The organism is Sphingomonas pokkalii, assembly GCF_003096275.1.
Lineage (GTDB): Bacteria > Pseudomonadota > Alphaproteobacteria > Sphingomonadales > Sphingomonadaceae > Sphingomonas > Sphingomonas pokkalii.
This window is the reverse complement of record NZ_QENQ01000001.1, coordinates 680,753-698,323: the sequence shown is the minus strand read 5'-3', so window position 1 is coordinate 698,323 and position 17,571 is coordinate 680,753. Positions and strand designations below refer to the sequence as shown.

General features: G+C 67.3%; 15 protein-coding genes. 3 read left to right on the top strand and 12 right to left on the bottom strand.

The window, feature by feature from the left end:
- Position 1: 1 nt before the first annotated feature.
- Complete coding sequence (locus DD559_RS03290) at positions 2–1,270, bottom strand: glutamate-5-semialdehyde dehydrogenase (protein WP_116470681.1); 1,269 nt, start codon at positions 1,268–1,270, stop codon at positions 2–4.
- 48 nt (positions 1,271–1,318) lie between these two features.
- Between DD559_RS03290 and DD559_RS03285 the strand changes: the two genes are divergently transcribed.
- Positions 1,319–2,380 (top strand): DUF3667 domain-containing protein, encoded by a 1,062-nt coding sequence (locus tag DD559_RS03285; RefSeq protein ID WP_116467930.1) that lies wholly within the window; start codon positions 1,319–1,321, stop codon positions 2,378–2,380.
- Positions 2,381–2,383: 3 nt separating this feature from the next.
- Here the strand turns inward: DD559_RS03285 and DD559_RS03280 are convergent, their stop codons facing one another.
- From DD559_RS03280 to DD559_RS03245, 8 genes are all read right to left on the bottom strand, one after another.
- The gene (locus DD559_RS03280) at positions 2,384–2,755 is read right to left on the bottom strand and encodes a hypothetical protein (protein WP_116467929.1); all 372 of its coding nucleotides are present in this window, start codon (positions 2,753–2,755) and stop codon (positions 2,384–2,386) included.
- A 73-nt stretch (positions 2,756–2,828) separates the two neighbouring features.
- On the bottom strand, positions 2,829–4,790 hold the full coding sequence (gene ftsH / locus DD559_RS03275; RefSeq protein ID WP_116467928.1) for an ATP-dependent zinc metalloprotease FtsH: 1,962 nt from the start codon (positions 4,788–4,790) through the stop codon (positions 2,829–2,831).
- 69 nt (positions 4,791–4,859) lie between these two features.
- Complete coding sequence (gene tilS / locus DD559_RS03270) at positions 4,860–5,876, bottom strand: tRNA lysidine(34) synthetase TilS (RefSeq protein WP_116467927.1); 1,017 nt, start codon at positions 5,874–5,876, stop codon at positions 4,860–4,862.
- Positions 5,854–6,771, bottom strand: coding sequence for a tol-pal system YbgF family protein (locus DD559_RS03265; protein WP_116467926.1), 918 nt, complete (start codon positions 6,769–6,771; stop codon positions 5,854–5,856). Before DD559_RS03265 ends, tilS begins: the two co-directional genes overlap by 23 nt.
- A gap of 79 nt (positions 6,772–6,850) precedes the next feature.
- A complete protein-coding gene (locus DD559_RS03260) occupies positions 6,851–7,783 on the bottom strand; it encodes a helix-turn-helix domain-containing protein (RefSeq protein WP_240610097.1) in 933 nt (310 codons plus the stop codon).
- A 127-nt stretch (positions 7,784–7,910) separates the two neighbouring features.
- A complete protein-coding gene (gene ptsP / locus DD559_RS03255; RefSeq protein ID WP_116467924.1) occupies positions 7,911–10,187 on the bottom strand; it encodes a phosphoenolpyruvate--protein phosphotransferase in 2,277 nt (758 codons plus the stop codon).
- Between the two features lie 79 nt (positions 10,188–10,266).
- Complete coding sequence (locus DD559_RS03250; RefSeq protein WP_206364436.1) at positions 10,267–11,298, bottom strand: NAD(P)H-dependent flavin oxidoreductase; 1,032 nt, start codon at positions 11,296–11,298, stop codon at positions 10,267–10,269.
- 45 nt (positions 11,299–11,343) lie between these two features.
- Positions 11,344–12,615 (bottom strand): aspartate kinase, encoded by a 1,272-nt coding sequence (locus tag DD559_RS03245; protein WP_116467923.1) that lies wholly within the window; start codon positions 12,613–12,615, stop codon positions 11,344–11,346.
- 58 nt (positions 12,616–12,673) lie between these two features.
- Here DD559_RS03245 and ubiG point away from each other — a divergent pair, with 58 nt between their 5' ends.
- Positions 12,674–13,405: a bifunctional 2-polyprenyl-6-hydroxyphenol methylase/3-demethylubiquinol 3-O-methyltransferase UbiG gene (gene ubiG / locus DD559_RS03240; RefSeq protein WP_116467922.1), complete on the top strand. Its 732-nt coding sequence runs from the start codon at positions 12,674–12,676 to the stop codon at positions 13,403–13,405.
- 21 nt (positions 13,406–13,426) lie between these two features.
- On the opposite strand, the gene DD559_RS03235 is transcribed toward ubiG, so the two are convergent.
- Positions 13,427–13,981 (bottom strand): hypothetical protein, encoded by a 555-nt coding sequence (locus tag DD559_RS03235; protein WP_116467921.1) that lies wholly within the window; start codon positions 13,979–13,981, stop codon positions 13,427–13,429.
- 106 nt (positions 13,982–14,087) lie between these two features.
- Between DD559_RS03235 and ung the strand changes: the two genes are divergently transcribed.
- Positions 14,088–14,786 carry a uracil-DNA glycosylase gene (gene ung / locus DD559_RS03230; RefSeq protein WP_116470679.1) on the top strand — a complete coding sequence of 233 codons (699 nt, stop codon included), beginning with the start codon at positions 14,088–14,090 and terminating at the stop codon, positions 14,784–14,786.
- 13 nt (positions 14,787–14,799) lie between these two features.
- On the opposite strand, the gene DD559_RS03225 is transcribed toward ung, so the two are convergent.
- Together DD559_RS03225 and thiC are read right to left on the bottom strand one after the other, a co-directional pair.
- Entirely contained in the window at positions 14,800–15,465 is a 666-nt protein-coding gene (locus tag DD559_RS03225; RefSeq protein ID WP_116467920.1) for a PEPxxWA-CTERM sorting domain-containing protein, read from the bottom strand.
- A gap of 184 nt (positions 15,466–15,649) precedes the next feature.
- The gene (gene thiC / locus DD559_RS03220; RefSeq protein ID WP_116467919.1) at positions 15,650–17,524 is read right to left on the bottom strand and encodes a phosphomethylpyrimidine synthase ThiC; all 1,875 of its coding nucleotides are present in this window, start codon (positions 17,522–17,524) and stop codon (positions 15,650–15,652) included.
- Positions 17,525–17,571: the final 47 nt, after the last annotated feature.

The following is a 17,571-nucleotide window of genomic DNA, read 5'->3' as shown; positions in this document are numbered from 1 at the left end:
CTCAAGGCCGCGCCTGGCCGGTGCCGAGCACAAGCCACTTGTACGTCGTGAGCCCCTCCAGCGCCACCGGCCCGCGCGCATGGAGGCGACCGGTGGAAATGCCGATCTCGGCGCCCAGCCCGAACTCGCCGCCATCGGCGAACTGGGTCGAGGCGTTCCACATCACGATCGCACTGTCGACGCCGTTGAGGAAGCGCGCGGCCGTGTCCGCTTCCTCGGTGAGGATCGCGTCGGTATGGTGCGAGCTGTGCGCGGCGATATGCGCCATCGCGGCGTCCACGCCGTCGACGAGCTTCACCGAGAGGATCGCGTCGAGATACTCGGTGTCCCAATCCGCGTCGGTCGCCGGCCGCACGCGCATGTCGAGCGCCTGCACGTCAGCATCGCCGCGCAGTTCGCAGCCGGCGTCGGCCAACGCGGCGAGGATGGGCTTGGGGTCGCCGAAGGCGCGGTCGATCAGCAGCGTCTCGGTCGAGCCGCAGATGCCGGTGCGGCGCATCTTGGCGTTGACCGCAAGCTTCACCGCCATCGTTGGATCGGCGGCGCGGTCGACATAAGTGTGGTTGATGCCGTCCAGATGCGCGAGCACCGGTACCCGCGCCTCGGCCTGGACCCGCGCGACCAGGCCCTTGCCGCCGCGCGGCACGACCATGTCGATCAGCCCTTCGGCGGTAAGCATCGCGCCCACCGCGGCGCGATCGGTGATCGGCACCAATTGGATCGCATCGGCGGGCAGGCCGGCCTGGGTGAGACCCTGCACCAGTGCCGCATGGATCGCGCGGTTGCATCGGATCGCCTCCGACCCGCCGCGCAGGATCGCGGCGTTGCCGGACATCAGGCACAGCGCGCCTGCATCGGCGGTAACGTTGGGACGGCTCTCGTAGATGATCCCGATCACCCCGATCGGCACGCGCACCCGCTTGAGCACCAGGCCGTTGGGCCGCGTCCGCTCGTCGATCGCGCTGCCCACCGGGTCTTCGAGGCCCGCGACCGCTTCGATGCCGGCCGCCATATCCTCGATCCGCTTGGCATCGAGCAGCAACCGGTCGAGCATCGCGTCGGACAGGCCGTTCGCCTTGCCCGCAGCCATGTCCTCGGCATTGGCGGCGAGGATCGCGCCTTGCGCCGTGCGGATCGCTGCAGCGGCGGCGCAAAGGGCGGTCGCCTTGGCCGGGCTTGGCATCGCCGCCAGCACGGTGGCGGCGGCACGGGCGCGGCGGCCCATGTCGGCGATCAGCATCCGGGTGTCGGGCGTATCGATATCAGCCATGCTGCGGTCGCTAGCACGAAGCGCGCGAAGCTGGTAGCCTTTGGGCCCATGGGGGAATTCGACGCAGCCGGCGAACTGGTGATGGGAGGCCTGCTCGGCCGTGCGGTGGAGCCGCATGCCGGTGAGGACCATGGGCATGGCACGATCTGCCTGAATTGCGGCACGGCGCTGATCGGCCCGCATTGCCATGAATGCGGGCAATCGGGGCATGTCCACCGCTCGCTGGGCGCGATCGGCCATGAACTGCTGCACGGTGTCGCGCATTTCGAGGGCAAGATGTGGCGCACCCTGCCGCTGCTCGCCTGGCGGCCGGGCGACCTGACCCGCCGCTACGTCGCCGGAGAGCGCGCGCGCTTCGTCTCGCCGATGGCGATGTTCCTGTTTTCCATTTTCACCATGTTCGCGATCTTCCAGATCCTCGGTATCTCGACGCCGACCGAACTGGACAGCGCGACGGTGAAGCCGGCGGCCGCGGTCCAGCAGGCGATCAAGAAGCAGGAGGATCGCCGCGACGACAAAGTCGCCAAACTGGCCAAGCTGGCGGCGAACGATTCCGATCGCGCGGAACTGCAAGACGATATCGCCAAGTTGAACGGCGAGATCGCCGGGCTGAAGGCGGCGGCCGAGCGAATCCCGCAAGGGGCGGACCGGGAAGAGATGTTCACCGCGCATACCGGATGGCACACGCTCGATCACGGTATCGAGAAGTGGCAGAAGAACCCGGCCCTGATGCTCTACAAGCTGCAATCGAGCATCTACAAATTCTCGTGGTTGCTGATACCGCTGTCGCTGCCGTTCGTGTGGCTGCTGTTCTTCTGGAAACGACAGTATAAGCTGTACGACCATGCGGTGTTCGTGACCTATTCGATCGCAGCGATGTCGCTGCTGTTCATCGTCATCACGCTGCTGAACGCCCTCCATGTGCCCAGTGACGCGCTGGTCTTTGCCGCATTGGTGCTGCCGCCGGTACATCTCTGCCGACAGCTGAAGCAGGCCTATGGCCTGCGCTGGGGCTCGGCGATGCTGCGCACGGTCATATTGCTGTGGTTCATCACCATCATCGCGATGCTGTTCCTCACGATCCTGGCGCTGCTCGGAATCATGGGCTGAACGCTACCGGCAGGGATAGCGGCGGTGCATCATCGCCGCAAAAGCTGCGCTGACGCTCACATTGCGCTTGGCAGGCGGAATCCTCTCGAACTCGGCGATCAGTTCGTCGCTGCCCATCTTCACCTGCCCCTTGGGCGGCGGGCAGCTGCGCGGGCGCTTACCAGCGGCGGCCGCAGCGGCAAGATCGGCGCGATACGCGGCAGAGGCAGTATCGATTTCCTGCTTCAGCAATCCGATATCCGCCGAAAGCATCGCCATCGGCCCCTTGGCCTTGAGCGCCGTCACCTTGGCGAGAAAGTCGGCGACCGTCATCGCATTTGCCGGCGCGGCAACCAACCCGAGCCCCACCGCAACCGCCATCATCGCCTTGCGCATACGAAAACTGCTCCCGGATGGTGTATCCGGGAGCAGTTTCTAGACCAACCGGGCAATCGCCGGCAATCCGGGCTCAGGCCCCCTGCGGCGCAGGGTTACCGAACGGCCCCTTCAGCCGCCGCGTCTTCGGGATCGAGGTGCCGCCCGCAACCGGCATCCCATGCAGGCCGGTCGGATCGCCGCGATCCAGCGTCTCGCCAGCGATGAGCTTCTTGATCTCCTCGCCGGTCAGCGTCTCATATTCGAGCAGCGCCAGCGCGATCGTGTGGAGCTGATCGATATGGTCGCCCAGGATCTGGCGCGCGCGGTTGAGGCCCTTCTCGACGAAACGCTTCACCTCGGCATCGATCAGCCGCGCGGTCTCGTCCGACATCGGCTTGGAGCGCTGCACCGAATAGCCGGTGAAGCTGTCCTCGCTCTCGGAGAAGTCCAGGGGCCCAAGATTGTCCGACAGGCCCCATTTGGTGACCATCGCGCGGGCAAGGCGGGTCGCCTGCATGATGTCGTTCGAGGCGCCCGAGCTCACCTTGTCGTAGCCGAAGATCAGTTCCTCGGCGACGCGGCCGCCGAACGCCACGGCGATGTCGGCATGCATCTTGTCGCGGTGATAGCTGTACGAATCACGCTCCGGCAGCGGCTGCACCATGCCCAGCGCAAAGCCGCGCGGGATGATCGTCGCCTTGTGGATCGGATCGGCGGTGGGCTCGTGCGCGAACACCAGGGCGTGGCCGGCTTCGTGATAGGCGGTCATCCGCTTCTCGTCGTCGGTCATCACCATCGAACGGCGCTCGGCACCCATCAGCACCTTGTCGCGGGCGTCGTCGAATTCCTGCGCCGCCACCAGCCGCTTGCCGCGACGCGCCGCGAGCAGCGCCGCCTCGTTGACGAGGTTGGCGAGATCGGCACCCGAGAAGCCCGGCGTGCCGCGCGCGATGACGCGGGCGTCGACGTCCGGTGCGATCGGCACCTTCTTCATGTGGACCTGCAGGATCTTCACGCGGCCCTCGATATCGGGGCGCGGCACCTGCACCTGGCGGTCGAAGCGGCCCGGACGCAGCAGCGCCGGATCGAGCACGTCGGGGCGGTTGGTCGCGGCGACGATGATGATGCCTTCGTTCGCCTCGAAGCCGTCCATCTCGACCAGCAGCTGGTTCAGCGTCTGCTCGCGCTCGTCATTCTGGTTGCCCAGCCCTGCGCCGCGCGAACGGCCGACCGCGTCGATTTCGTCGATGAAGACGATGCACGGCGCCGACTTCTTGGCCTGCTCGAACATGTCGCGGACACGGCTGGCGCCGACGCCGACGAACATCTCGACGAAGTCCGAACCCGAAATGGTGAAGAAGGGCACGCCCGCCTCCCCGGCGATCGCGCGGGCGAGCAGCGTCTTGCCGGTGCCGGGCGAGCCGACGAGCAGCGCGCCCTTGGGGATCTTGCCGCCGAGGCGTGCGAACTTCGACGGATCCTTGAGGAACTCGACGATCTCCTGCAGCTCTTCGCGTGCCTCATCGATGCCGGCGACGTCGTCGAAGGTGACCTTGCCTTCCTTCTGGGTCAGCAGACGGGCACGGCTCTTGCCGAAGCCCATCGCGCCCGAGCCCGAATTCTTCTGCATCTGGCGCAGCACGAAGAAGGCGATGCCGAGGAAGAGCAGGAACGGCAGCGACTGGACGAGGATGTACTGCCAGATCGAGGGCGTATCCTCGGGCCGGGCGTTGATCACCACGCCCTTGGCGCGCAGCGTCTCCACCAGCTTGGGATCGCCGGGATTGTTCGTTCGGAACTTGCCCTCGTTCGTGTTGCCGGTGATCGCGCCGCTGCCGACCGCGATGTTGACATCCTTGATGTCGCCTGACTCGACCTTGTCGAGGAAGGTCGAATACGGGATGGCATTGCCCGCCGGCTGCGTCGGCCCGCCCTGGAACAGCGTAACGAACAGCGCGAGCGCCGCGAGAATTCCCACCCAGATGAGCAGGCTCTTCATCCAGGGATTGTTGCCCCCGTTTTCCGGACCTTGCTGCTTGCCGTTTTCGCTCATCGTGTACCCAGTACCTTTCCAGCCTCTAAGATAGGCATGGGGGCGTTAATGACAATGGAACAACGTCGATCACCGTGATCGGCGCGGCGGCGCGGGCGCAAAGTGCCAACGCTGCCCCGGACGCACCACGACTCCCGAGAGCGTCGCCACCTCCCCGGCATCCACCGCCGCGATCAGGCGGTCAAGCCCGGAACCGCGCGGTGGCGCCCCGCTTCCAAGCGATGCGATCGCGCGCGCCGCCAGGCGACGGACAAGCTCGCGCGGCAGGCCCGCCATGTCGAGCAGGGCAGCGCTCTCGGCGAGCTCGGCCCGCGCCCGCCATTCGCGGTCCACTACCCAGCCGAGCGCGGTTTCCGCATCGCGCAGATTGCCGGCGGCCCGCGCCAGCCGGGCGGCCGGCAGTTCGGGGGTGGCGGCCAGCAGCGCCCGCATCCGGCTGCGATCATATCGCGGGTGGCTGTTCGACGGATCCTCCACCGGCACGATCCCCGCCGCGGCCACGCAGGCCGCCAGTTCCGCACGCGACCAGGCGAGCAACGGGCGGACCAGCAGCGCCGCTCCGCGCTCCGGCCCAAGCCTGCGTGCCGGCAGCATTGCCGCCAGCCCGGAGAGGCCGGCACCGCGCCGCGCCCGCATCAGGAAGCTTTCGGCAAGGTCGTCCTGTTGGTGCGCAATGGCAACCCAGCGCGCACCGGCCGCCGCCGCCCAATCGGCAAGGCAGCGATAGCGGGCTGCCCGCGCACGATCCTGCACATTGCCGCGCGCAAAGCTTTCGGGCGGCGGCCGAAGCACCTCATGGGGCACGCCGATGCGCGTGCACAGGGCCCCGACCTCCGCCGCTTCCTCGGCTGATTCGGGGCGCAAACCATGATCGACGGTGGCGGCGATCACTGCATCGGGAAATGCCGCGGCTGCGAGCAGCAGCAGCGCAAGACTGTCCCCGCCCCCCGATACGGCAAGACCGATCATACTTGCCGGGCCAGGCACTTCGCCCGCGAGCGCCACCCAATCCGCCCGGAACCGGGCGATATCCGCGCCGGCGATCGCGCCGGTCAGCGGTGCGTCACTTGCAGCGCTGATCGGCACGGCCCTTGGCGACGCCCGCCTTCATTTCGGCCGAGAGCTGATCGCCATAGACCTTGGTCAGCTCTTCATAGACCTTGCAGACCTCGCCCGCCGGCTTGTTCAGCTTCACCAGCGCCTGCGCCAGATAATAGAGGCTGTCCGGTGCACGCTCGCCGTTCGGGTCCTTCTTGTAATTGTCGTAGAAGGCGACAGCGGCCAGGCTCGGCGCATTATCGTCCAGATAGGCGCGGCCGATCAGGTTGCGGGCATAGCTGGCGCGCTTGCTGCTCGCATATTTGGTCGTGACCTGTTCCAGCGCCTTGCGGGCCTCGGGATAGAGCTTCGCCTGCCAGAGCCGGAATCCGTAGAGGTACAGGTCTTCGGCCGCATCGCCGCTGTTCGGCCGTTCCACCGCGGCCACCTTGGCGGCGCGATCGGCGCTGGGCTTCGCCGCCGCGGCGGCGGGGCGCGGCGCCGGATCCCCGGCGGCTGCGACATCAGCATCGGTGGGCGCTGCATCGGCCTGGACCGGCGGTGTTTCCAGCGCCTTCAGCCGACCGTCGGTGGCCGCCTTGTAGGCGCCGAACGCTTCCTCCAGCTGGCGAACGCGATACTGATTCTGCTCCACCTGGCCCGTCAGCGTCTGGATCTGTCCTTCCAGCGCCGCCACCCGCTGGGTGAGATCCGCCAGCGGGTTGGTGGCCGGCACGCCGGGGGCGGTCGTATCGACCTGGGGCGTGATCTGGGGCTCCACGGTCGCCCCGGCGCCACCGGGAAACACCTTGCGCTGCACGGCGCGCATCTCGCGCTCCAGCCGATCGACCCGCTGGTCGATGCCGCCCTGGGCTTGCGCCTGGGCCGTGCCGTTGAAGCCGAAGGCCGCGAAGGCCAGTGCTGCTGCCAGTGCGATACGCATGTCAAATAATCCCTGGAACATTGCCCGGCAAAGGGCGCGCCGCCGCTATAGCCAAGCGACGGGACCGAGCGCCAGTCCCTCAGGGGTTGGGAACGTTCCCTGCGGGGCTGGGCGTGCTGGTAGCCGGGGCGGGACCGGCCGAATAATCCACGCTGTCGGGCGCGCGTGGCCCCAGCCGGCGCTGCGATCGCGGTGGCGTGGTGCCGGCCGCCGGCGCAGCGGCGGGCGCTGCCGGCGTGGGCGCTGCGGACTGGCCGCGCGCACGCAGGGCAGCCGAGCTGACCTCTGCTTCCACCGTTTCCACCTTGGTGCCGAGCGGCGCCACTTCGCTGCCGTTGATCAGCACCTGCAGTTGGTCCGGCCGGCCGGTGCGCAGCCGGGGCTGCACGGCATCGTCGGGCACCTCATAGCGTTCGCCGGCGGCAAGTTCCTTCTCCGCAAGCCGGTTGCCGGCGGCGTCGGTAACCCGGATCCAGGCGGGTCCACGCGCAACCAGCGTCACATGCTCCACCGCCGGCGTGCTCGGCGTCGGCGTGGGGGCTGCAGCCGCCGCGCTGGGGGTCGGCGTCGGCGCCAGTTCCTGCACCAGGCCGTCGCCGGGCGATCCGCCACGGAACAGGTTGGTGCCATACCAGATGCCGATTCCCAGCACGATCACCACCGCGACGATTACGCCGAACCAGGCCAGCCCGCTTGGCGCGGTACGCTGCGGCTCCTGCAGTGGATATTCGGGCTTCGGCGCGGCGCGTTCCTGCCCGCCCACTTCCTCGCGCACGTCATGGGCGATCGACACTTCGTCGGCCCCGACGGCACGGGCATAGGCCTTGGCAAAACCGGTAGCATAGGTGATCGACGGCAGACCGGCATAGGTGCCCTGCTCGATCGCCTCGAGATGGCGCTGCGGAATGCGGGTGCGTGCGGCGACTTCCGCAAGGTCGAGCCCCTGCGCCTCGCGTGCGGCGCGAAGACGATCGCCCGGCCGCGTGGTGGATGGCGTGGTTTCGTCGGGCATATCGCCTTGCATTCTGTCCTCCGGCGAACGAGTTGGACCCCTTGTGCCGCTCGCCTTGTCTCGGGCAGGGGATGCCCCCTCGGTGAGGCCGCTGTCAACGTCGCGGCGAAATGATTCCGCCGATCGATCAGGCCAGTTCGACGCCCTGCGCCTCGGCCCATTCGCCCAGCATCGTACGAACGGACCGTTCGGGCCGATCGAGCATCCCCTGCACCGCTGCCATCGCGGCGCCACGATCGAGAGAACGCAGCATTGCCTTGATCGGCCCCACGGCCGCGGGCGTAATCGAAAGCCGATCGATGCCCAGGCCGATCAGCGCCAGCGCCTCCAGCGGCCGGCCGCCCATCTCGCCGCACACCGCCACCGGCACCTCCGCCGCGCGCGCCTGCTCACTCACCCGCCGAAGGAAGCGCAGGATCGCCGGACTCAACCAGTCGTAGCGCAGCGCCAGCTTGGGGTGTGCGCGATCGGCGGCGAACAGGAACTGCGTCAGATCGTTGGTGCCGATCGACAGGAAGTCGAGCCGGGGCAACAGCTGGTCCAGCACCTCGGCCAGCGCCGGCACCTCCAGCATCGCGCCATAGCGGATGACATTGGGCAGCTTGCGCCCCCGCGCCGCGAGCCAAGCGCGCTGCGCCTCGAACAGCGCCCGCGCCTCATCAAACTCCCAAGGTTCGGAAACCATCGGGAACATCACGTTGAGCGTGCGGCCCGCACCCGCTTCGATCAACGCGCGTGCCTGCGCCTTCATCAGGCCATCGCGATCGAGCGCCAGCCGCAGTGCGCGCCAGCCCATCGCCGGATTTTCCTCTTCCCCCTCCGCATCGTGGTGGAGATAAGGCAACGCCTTGTCGCCGCCGATATCGACGGTGCGGAAGATGACCGGCCTATCCCCTGCGGCTTCCAGCACGTCGCGATAGAGCCGACGCTGCTCCTCCCGCTGCGGCAGCGTCGCCGAAACCAGGAACTGGAACTCGGTGCGGAACAGGCCGATGCCGTCGGCACCGGTCAGGTCCAGCGCAGCCACGTCGTCGCGCAGGCCGGCATTGACCATCACGGTCACGCGGTGGCCGTCGCGCGTCACCGGCGCTTCGTTGCGGAGCTGCGCGAATACGGCGCGGCGCTTCTGGCTGAGCGACAGCTTCGCCTCGAACGCCTCCTCGATGGCCAGGGTCGGCCGCACGAACAGGCTCTCCTCGCCCACGTCGAGCAGCAGGAAATCGCCCTCGGCCACTTCGCGCCGCACGTCGCGCACCCGGCCCAGCACCGGCACGCCCATCGCCCGTGCGACGATGGTGACGTGCGCGGTCAGCGATCCTTCCTCCAGCACCACGCCCTTCAGCCGCCGGCGATCATATTCCAGCAGCTCGGCCGGCCCCAGATTGCGCGCGATCAGGATCGAATCCTGCCGAAGTCCCAGTTGCGCGGCGGTGCCCAGCTGGCCGGAAACGATGCGCAGCAGCCGGTTGGAAAGATCCTCCAGATCGTGCATCCGATCGCTGAGCAACGGATCGTCGATCTCGCGCATCCGCATCCGGGTACGCTGCTGCACCCGCTCGATCGCCGCCTCGGCGGTCAGGCCGGAATCGATCGCCTCGTTGATGCGACGGCTCCAGCCTTCGTCATAGGCGAACATCTTGTAGGTGGCGAGGATCTCCTCATGCTCGCCGCCGCTGCCGAACTCGGCCTGGCTGGTCATGCGCTCGATCTGGTCGCGCATCTTGTCGAACGCGGCATAGACCCGGTGGCGCTCGGCCTCGATATCCTCGGCCACCGTATGCTCGATCACGATGCGCGGCTGGTGGAACACGGCCACGCCGCGCGCCATGCCTTCCACCAGCGGGAACCCCCGCACGCTGCTGGCGCTAGTCGGCTGGAGCCGCGTGGAGGTTCCGCCCGCCACATCGATCAGCTCGGCATTGGCGATCAGCTCGGACAGGACCATCGCCACGGTCTGCAGCGCCTCGATCTCGATATCGGCATAGCGCCGGGGATCGACATGCTGCACCGCCAGCACGCCCACCGCCCGCTCGCGCCGGATGATCGGCACGCCGGCGAAGCTGTGGAAACGCTCTTCGCCCGTCTCCGGATTATGGACGAAATTGGGGTGGCTGGTGGCCTCGTCGAGGTTCAGCGTCTCGACATTGGCGGCGATGGTGCCGACCAGCCCTTCGCCCAGCCCCAGCTTGGTGACGTGCACCGCCTCCTGCTTCAGCCCGCGCGTGGCGAACAGCTCCAGCACGCCTTCGCGCAGCAGATAGATCGAACAGACCTCGCTGTGCAGCGCCTCGCCGATGATGTTGACGACGGCATTGAGCTTGGACTGCGCCGGCAGCCGCTTCGCCATCAGATCGTGAAGGCGGGTGAGGATTTCCCGGGCGGAGGCGGCTGCGGTCAAGGCCATGTGTCAGCGCTATCAGATTGTGCCCGGCCGCGCCAACCGGGTGTGCAGCAAAACTGCCCCCCGGGGCGCCTGGTAGCCGTCAGGCGGTGCGCTTTTCCAACGCGTGCGCCGCTTCGGCGACGAGCGCGGCGATGATGTCCGCCACCGGCTCTTCCTTGGTAACCATGCCCACCGACTGGCCGGCCATCAGGCTGCCATGCTCGACATCGCCGTCGATCACCGCGCGGCGCAGCGCGCCGGCCCAATAATGCTCGATCTGCAGCTGCGCCTCGCCCATGGCGATCGCGCCTTCGTCCAGCGCCTGCGCCACTTCGCGCTGCTTGGCGGTGAAGGCGTCGCTGCCGGCGTTCTTGAGCGCCCGCACCGGTATCACCGGCAGGCGCGGATCGATCTGCACGCTGGCGATCGCATCGCGGGCGGAGGCGCGGATGAACGCCTTCTTGAAATTCGGATGGGCGATGCTCTCGGTCGATGCCGCGAAGCGGGTGCCGAGCTGCACGCCCGCCGCGCCCATATCGAGATAGCCGGCGATCGCCTCGCCGCGGCCGATCCCGCCCGCTACGAAGACAGGCACCTGCTCGGCGATTTCGGGCAGGATCTCCTGCGCGAGCACGCTGGTCGAAACCGGGCCGATATGGCCGCCGGCTTCCATGCCCTCCACGACGAGCGCATCGACGCCCGAGCGGATCAGCTTCTTGGCGAGGCTGAGCGCGGGGGCGAAGCAGATCAACTTGGCGCCATTGCCCTTGATCGCATCCAGGCTGCCCGCCGGCGGCAGTCCGCCCGCCAGCACGACATGGCCGACGCCATGCTTGGCGCACACCGCGATCAGATCGAACAGCTGCGGGTGCATGGTGATCAGGTTCACGCCGAAAGGCTTATCGGTCAGCGCCTTGGTGGCGGCGATCTCGGCGTCGAGCAGGTCCGGGCTCATCGCGCCGCACGCGATCACGCCGAAACCACCCGCATTGGAAATCGCGGAAACAAGATTGCGCTCCGAGACCCACGACATCGCGCCGGCAAGGATCGCCACCTCGCTGCCCAGGAATTCGCAACCGCGCGCCATGCGGCGGGCCAGGCGCTCGGCGCCGATCGTCAGGGTATCCGTCATGATCCGCGCCTAGCCGTGCGACCCGCCTTTCCGCAAGGCCCTCCGTCAGGCCGCGACTTCGTCCGCGTCCAGCCCGTAGGCGGTGTGCAGCACGCGCACCGCGAGTTCGGTGTAATCCTCTTCGATCAGCACCGAGACCTTGATCTCGGACGTGGTGATCGCCTGGATATTGATGCCGCGCGCGCCCAGCGTCTGGAACATCGTCGCCGCGACGCCCGCATGGCTGCGCATCCCCACGCCGACCACCGATACCTTCGCCACGCGGGTATCGTGGCTGATCTCGCTGAAGCCGATCGCGCCGCGGGCCTGGTTGAGGATTTCGATCGAACGGGCCAGGTCGGCCGCCGGTACCGTGAACGTCACGTCGGTCGCGCTGGCGCTGCCGGCGCTCTGGTGCGCGATGTTCTGGATGATCATGTCCACGTTGATGCTGGCATCGGCGAGCGGGGTGAAGATCGATGCCACCGCGCCGGGCTTGTCCGGCACCGCGGTCAGGGTGATCTTGGCCTCGTTCTTGTCGTGCGCGATGCCGGTGATGAGCTGGCGTTCCACGTCCTGAATCTCCTCTTCGCCCACGATCATCGTCCCGGGCAATGTATCTGCCATCGGCGCGTCGTCGCCTGTGAAGGACGAGAGCACCTGCACGCGAACCCCTTCCTTCATCGCCAGGCCGACCGAACGGGTCTGGAGCACCTTGGCGCCGACGCTGGCGAGTTCGAGCATTTCCTCATAGGTCACGCGCTTCAGCTTGCGTGCGCGGGGCACGATGCGCGGATCGGTGGTGTAGACCCCGTCGACATCGGTGTAGATGTCGCAGCGATCGGCCTTCACCGCCGCCGCCAACGCCACCGCCGAGGTATCCGATCCGCCGCGGCCGAGCGTGGTGATCCGGCCCTTGTGCACGCCCTGGAAGCCCGGCACGACCGCGACTTCGCCCGCGTTCATGCTGGCGAGCAGCGCGTCGGTGCCGATATCCTCGATGCGTGCCTTGGCGAAGGCGTCCGAGGTCTGCACCGGCAGCTGCCAGCCGAGCCAGGAGCGCGCCGGCACGCCGATCGCCTGCAGCGCGATCGCCAGCAGGCCGCTGGTGATCTGCTCGCCGGCGGAGACGACGACGTCATATTCCTTGGGGTCATAGAGCGACGAGGCCTCGCGGCAGAAGCCGACCAGCCGATCGGTCTCGCCCGCCATCGCCGATACGACCACCGCGACCTGGTTGCCCGCCTCCCACTCGCGTTTGACGCGGGCGGCGACGCTGCGGATACGCTCGATCCCGGCCATCGATGTGCCGCCGAACTTCATTACGATACGCGCCATGGCTGGTTGCTTGTTTCCTGCCCTTGGGAGAGATGGGCGTGCCTGATAGGAGCCAGCGATGCCGAACGCAACAATAGCTACGATTGACCCCCGTGAAGCGGAACATTTCGGTCGTCTGGCGACCGATTGGTGGAATCCTAAGGGCTCCTCCGCCATGCTCCACAGGCTGAATCCTGCGCGGCTGGGCTATATCCGCCGCGCGATCGACGCGCACTGGTCGGGCGATTCGGCCGATTTCATGCCGCTGACCGGCAAGACCGCGATCGACGTGGGCTGTGGCGCCGGCCTCTTGTGCGAACCGCTCGCCCGGCTCGGCGCGCGGGTGACCGGCGTGGACGCGGCGGGCGAGAATATCGGCGCGGCGCGGGCGCACGCCGAACAATCCGGGCTGCCGATCGACTATATCCATGGCGGCATCGAGGATCTGGCCGGCCGCCAGTTCGACCTCGTCACCTCGATGGAGGTGATCGAGCATGTCAGCGATCCCGCCGCCTTCGTGCGCGGGTTGGCCGGGGCGCTGGCCGATGGCGGGCTGATGGTGCTTTCCACCCCCAACCGCACCCCACTTTCGCGCCTGGCGATGATCACGCTGGCCGAGGGCACCGGCGCGATCCCCAAGGGTACGCATGACTGGCGCCGCTTCCTCAAGCCCGAGGAACTGGAGGCGCTGCTGGCCGATGCCGGCCTGAAGGTGATCGACCGCCAGGGCCTGACCTTCTCGCCCACCCGTGGCTTCGTCGTCGGCGCGCAGGATGCGCTCAATTATCTGGTCACCGCCGTCCGCGCCTGATGCCCGGACGGCGGTGCCGAATCACTTGTTCAGATCGAGCAGCAGGATCGGCCCGATATCGAACACCTGCTTGGCCGTGGCGAGCTGGAGCGAGATGTTGAGGGCGCCCGCCGCATAATCGCGATCGGCAACCCCGCTGGCATGGACCATTTTCCATTCGCCGGTTGCCTCGGCCTCGCCCTTGAACACCGGGGTATAAGGCTCCTTCGACAGGCCGAGCTGGATCCCGGCGATCCTGGCGCTCGCAGCCCCCTCCGGCAAGGTCGACGCGCGGACCCACACCGCGATCACCAGCTTGTCGCCCTTTTTGATCGGCTGGTTGACGCTCGAGGTAAGGCCGACCGTCCAGGGCTGGTCCGATGCTGCCGGTATCGCGACACGCAGGGCACGGCCGCCCTGCACGCTCTTGTCCTTCACCACCGCCGGCTTGGTTGCGAGGCCATATACGGCGAAGCTCTCCGGCGCCGGCGTGTTCAGGATCTGCTTGGCAACATCGCTCTGCTGCTGACCTTGCGCGCGCGCCGGCAGGCCAACGACAGACAGGCAGCACGCGATGGCAACGAATAGCGATTTCATGATTACCCCTCCATTATCTTCGTTTCCTTGCAGGCTACCGCGACCGTCAACGCTGTCAAGATGCTGTGATTGACAGGCCTGCCCCGGCACCGGACAGAGTATGCGCATGTCGACGATCAAGCTGCACCCGAGCTGGCTGGGCCCACTCGAACAGGAATTCGCCCAGCCCTATATGGCCGCACTCCGAAGCTATCTGCGTGCGGAGAAGGCGGCGGGGAAGCGCATCTTCCCGGCGGGAAGCGAGTGGTTTCGCGCGCTGGACTTGACGCCGCTGGAACAGGTGCGCGTGGTGATTCTGGGGCAGGACCCGTATCACGGCGAGGGGCAGGCGCACGGCCTGTGCTTCTCGGTGAAGCCCGGTGTGCGGACGCCCCCTAGCCTCGTGAACATCTACAAGGAGATGGAAACCGATCTCGGCATTCCGCGCGCGCAGCACGGCTTTCTGGAGCATTGGGCCAAACAGGGGGTACTGCTGCTCAATGCCGTGCTGACGGTGGAGATGGGCCGCGCCGCAGCACATCAGGGGCGCGGCTGGGAACGTTTTACCGACGCGGTGATCCGCCTGGTGAATGCCCGCCCGGAGCCGGTGGTCTTCCTGCTCTGGGGCAGCCATGCGCAGAAGAAGGCGGCATTCGTCGATTCGATCGATAGGGGCGGCCGGCATCTCGTGCTGAAGGCACCCCACCCGTCGCCGCTCTCCGCCCATTCGGGCTTTTTCGGCTGCCGCCATTTCAGCAAGGCCAACGCCTTTCTCGAAAGCATCAACCAGAAGCCGATCGACTGGGCGTTACCGCCCTACGCGTGACGCGACCCGGAGTTCAGGCGGTGCAAGACACCGGCATCGAAGGCCGACGCCGCCGGCGCAGGGCAGCACCGGCAAGCGCGAGGCCGCCGATCAGCATGGCCCAGGTCGCCGGCTCCGGCACCGCCCCGCCCGAACCCGTCGTCGTGAAACCAAGGCTCCAGCCCCGATCGACCAGGCCGACATCCCCGGCGGCGGTATCGAAGGCCAGCAAGGTCCACCGGCCATTCGGGTCAAGCCCGTTGAAATCGGCAAAGCTGATCACGTCGGTGACGCCATTGATCCCATAGGAAAACCAGTTGGAAGCCCGATAGCTGCCCGACGTAACGGGGCCGAGATCGAAGGCGGGAAAGGGGAGCAAGCCGCTGGCGGAATCGCGGAACGTCACCGTCGCGTTGCTGACGGCATTGGCACCGCCGGCCCCGCTCCAGAAGACCAGTCCGCGCTGGAGGTCTTCCGCCACCAGGCCGAACACCAGATCCTGGGAATAGCTGTGGCTCACACCGTCCAGCGTGAGCGAAAGGCCGGTAATACGCCCCAGCAGCCCCGCCACATCGATCGAGCTGGTGGTGATGCCATTGTCCGGGATGCTGATCCGGTCGCGGTTCACAAAGGTCTGCGCGCCCGCCGGTACCGAGAACCATGCAAGCACCAGCGCGAAAGCCGCCATCCTGAAGTGCATCTGCGTTCCCCTTTTGCCTGACTGGATCGTGCGACCCCACGGGTCGATCACCGCAAACCTTCTGGCCAGTCGCGGTTAACATTCAGTTAACCTTAAGCTTTCGGAATCGCATGGGGCGGGCAATGGTTCCACCACCCCTGAGAGCGGCCAGCCGGGCGGCGAAGGCCAGCCCGGCTGGCCTCCATCAATCGTGCTCGCGGTCGCCGGCACCTATATAGAGCTCGCTGCCGGTCTCGCGGAACACCTTGCTCATCTCGGCCATGCCCGCTTCGGCCTCAGCAGGCGCCGCCGGGGTCGCCGCCAGGAAGCTGTCCGCCGCCTGGTTCTGCTTCGCCGCGAAGTCGCGCACTTCCTGCGTGATCTTCATCGAGCAGAATTTCGGCCCGCACATCGAACAGAAATGCGCGGTCTTGGCGCCTTCGGCCGGCAGCGTCTGGTCGTGATACTTCTCGGCCGTGTCCGGATCGAGCGACAGGTTGAACTGGTCGCGCCAGCGGAACTCGAAGCGCGCGCGGCTCAGCGCGTCGTCGCGCACCTTGGCCGCCGGATGGCCCTTGGCGAGGTCCGCCGCGTGCGCCGCCAGCTTGTAGGTGACCACGCCCACCTTCACATCGTCGCGATCGGGCAGGCCCAGATGCTCCTTCGGCGTGACGTAGCAGAGCATCGCCGTGCCGTACCAGCCGATCATCGCCGCGCCGATGCCGCTGGTGATGTGGTCGTATCCCGGCGCGATGTCGGTGGTCAGCGGCCCGAGCGTGTAGAACGGGGCCTCGCCGCACGCCTCGAGCTGCTTGTCCATGTTCTGCTTGATCTTGTGCATCGGCACATGGCCGGGGCCCTCAATCATCACCTGCACGTCCTGTTCCCAGGCGCGCTTGGTGAGTTCGCCCAGCGTGTAGAGCTCGGCGAACTGCGCCTCGTCATTGGCATCGGCGATCGAGCCGGGGCGCAGGCCATCGCCCAGCGAATAGGCGATGTCATAGGCCTTCATGATCTCGGTGATCTCGTCGAACCGCTCGTAGAGGAACGATTCGCGGTGATGCGCGAGGCACCACTTGGCCATGATCGAGCCGCCGCGCGACACAATGCCGGTGACACGCTTGGCGGTCATCGGGATATAGGGCAGCCGGACGCCGGCATGGATGGTGAAATAGTCGACGCCCTGCTCGGCCTGCTCGATCAGCGTGTCGCGGAAGATCTCCCAAGTCAGCTCCTCGGCGATGCCGCCGACCTTCTCCAGCGCCTGGTAGATCGGCACCGTGCCGATCGGCACCGGCGCGTTGCGCAGGATCCATTCACGGGTGTCGTGGATGTTGCGGCCGGTGGAGAGGTCCATCACCGTGTCCGCGCCCCAGCGGATCGACCAGACCAGCTTGTCGACTTCGGAGGCGACGTCGCTGGCGACCGCCGAGTTGCCGATATTGGCGTTGATCTTGACCAGGAAGTTGCGCCCGATCGCCATCGGCTCGCTTTCCGGGTGGTTGACGTTGTTCGGGATGATCGCCCGGCCCCGCGCCACTTCGTCGCGGACGAATTCGGGGGTCACATAATCGGGGATCGCGGCGCCCCAGTCCTGGCCGTCGCGGATATATTCCGCCAGCCGCTCGCGGCCGAGATTCTCGCGCTCGGCGACATATTCCATCTCGGGCGTGATGATGCCGCGCCGCGCATAGTGCATCTGGGACACGTTCATGCCCGGCTTGGCACGCAGCGGCCGCTTGGTCACGTTCGGGAACTGCGGCACGCCGGCCGAGCGGTCCGGGCCCTTCAGGCCGTTGTCCTCGGGCTTCACCTGGCGGCCGTCATAGGCCTCGACGTCGCCGCGGCCGAGGATCCAGTCGCGGCGGATCGCCGGCAGGCCGGCCATGATGTCGATGCGCGCATCGGGATCGGTATAGGGGCCGGAGGTGTCATAGACGCGCACCGGCGGCTCGCCGCTGCTCGGCTCGAGATGGATCTCGCGCATCGCGACGCGGTGCTTGCCGACATGGATCTTGCGGCTGCCGCGAATGGGGCCGGTGGTAACGCCGATTTCGGTCTTGGCGGGAATGTCGGCCATGCTCGTCTACTCCTTCGGGCGGACGTAGGGAGAGCAGATGGACCTCG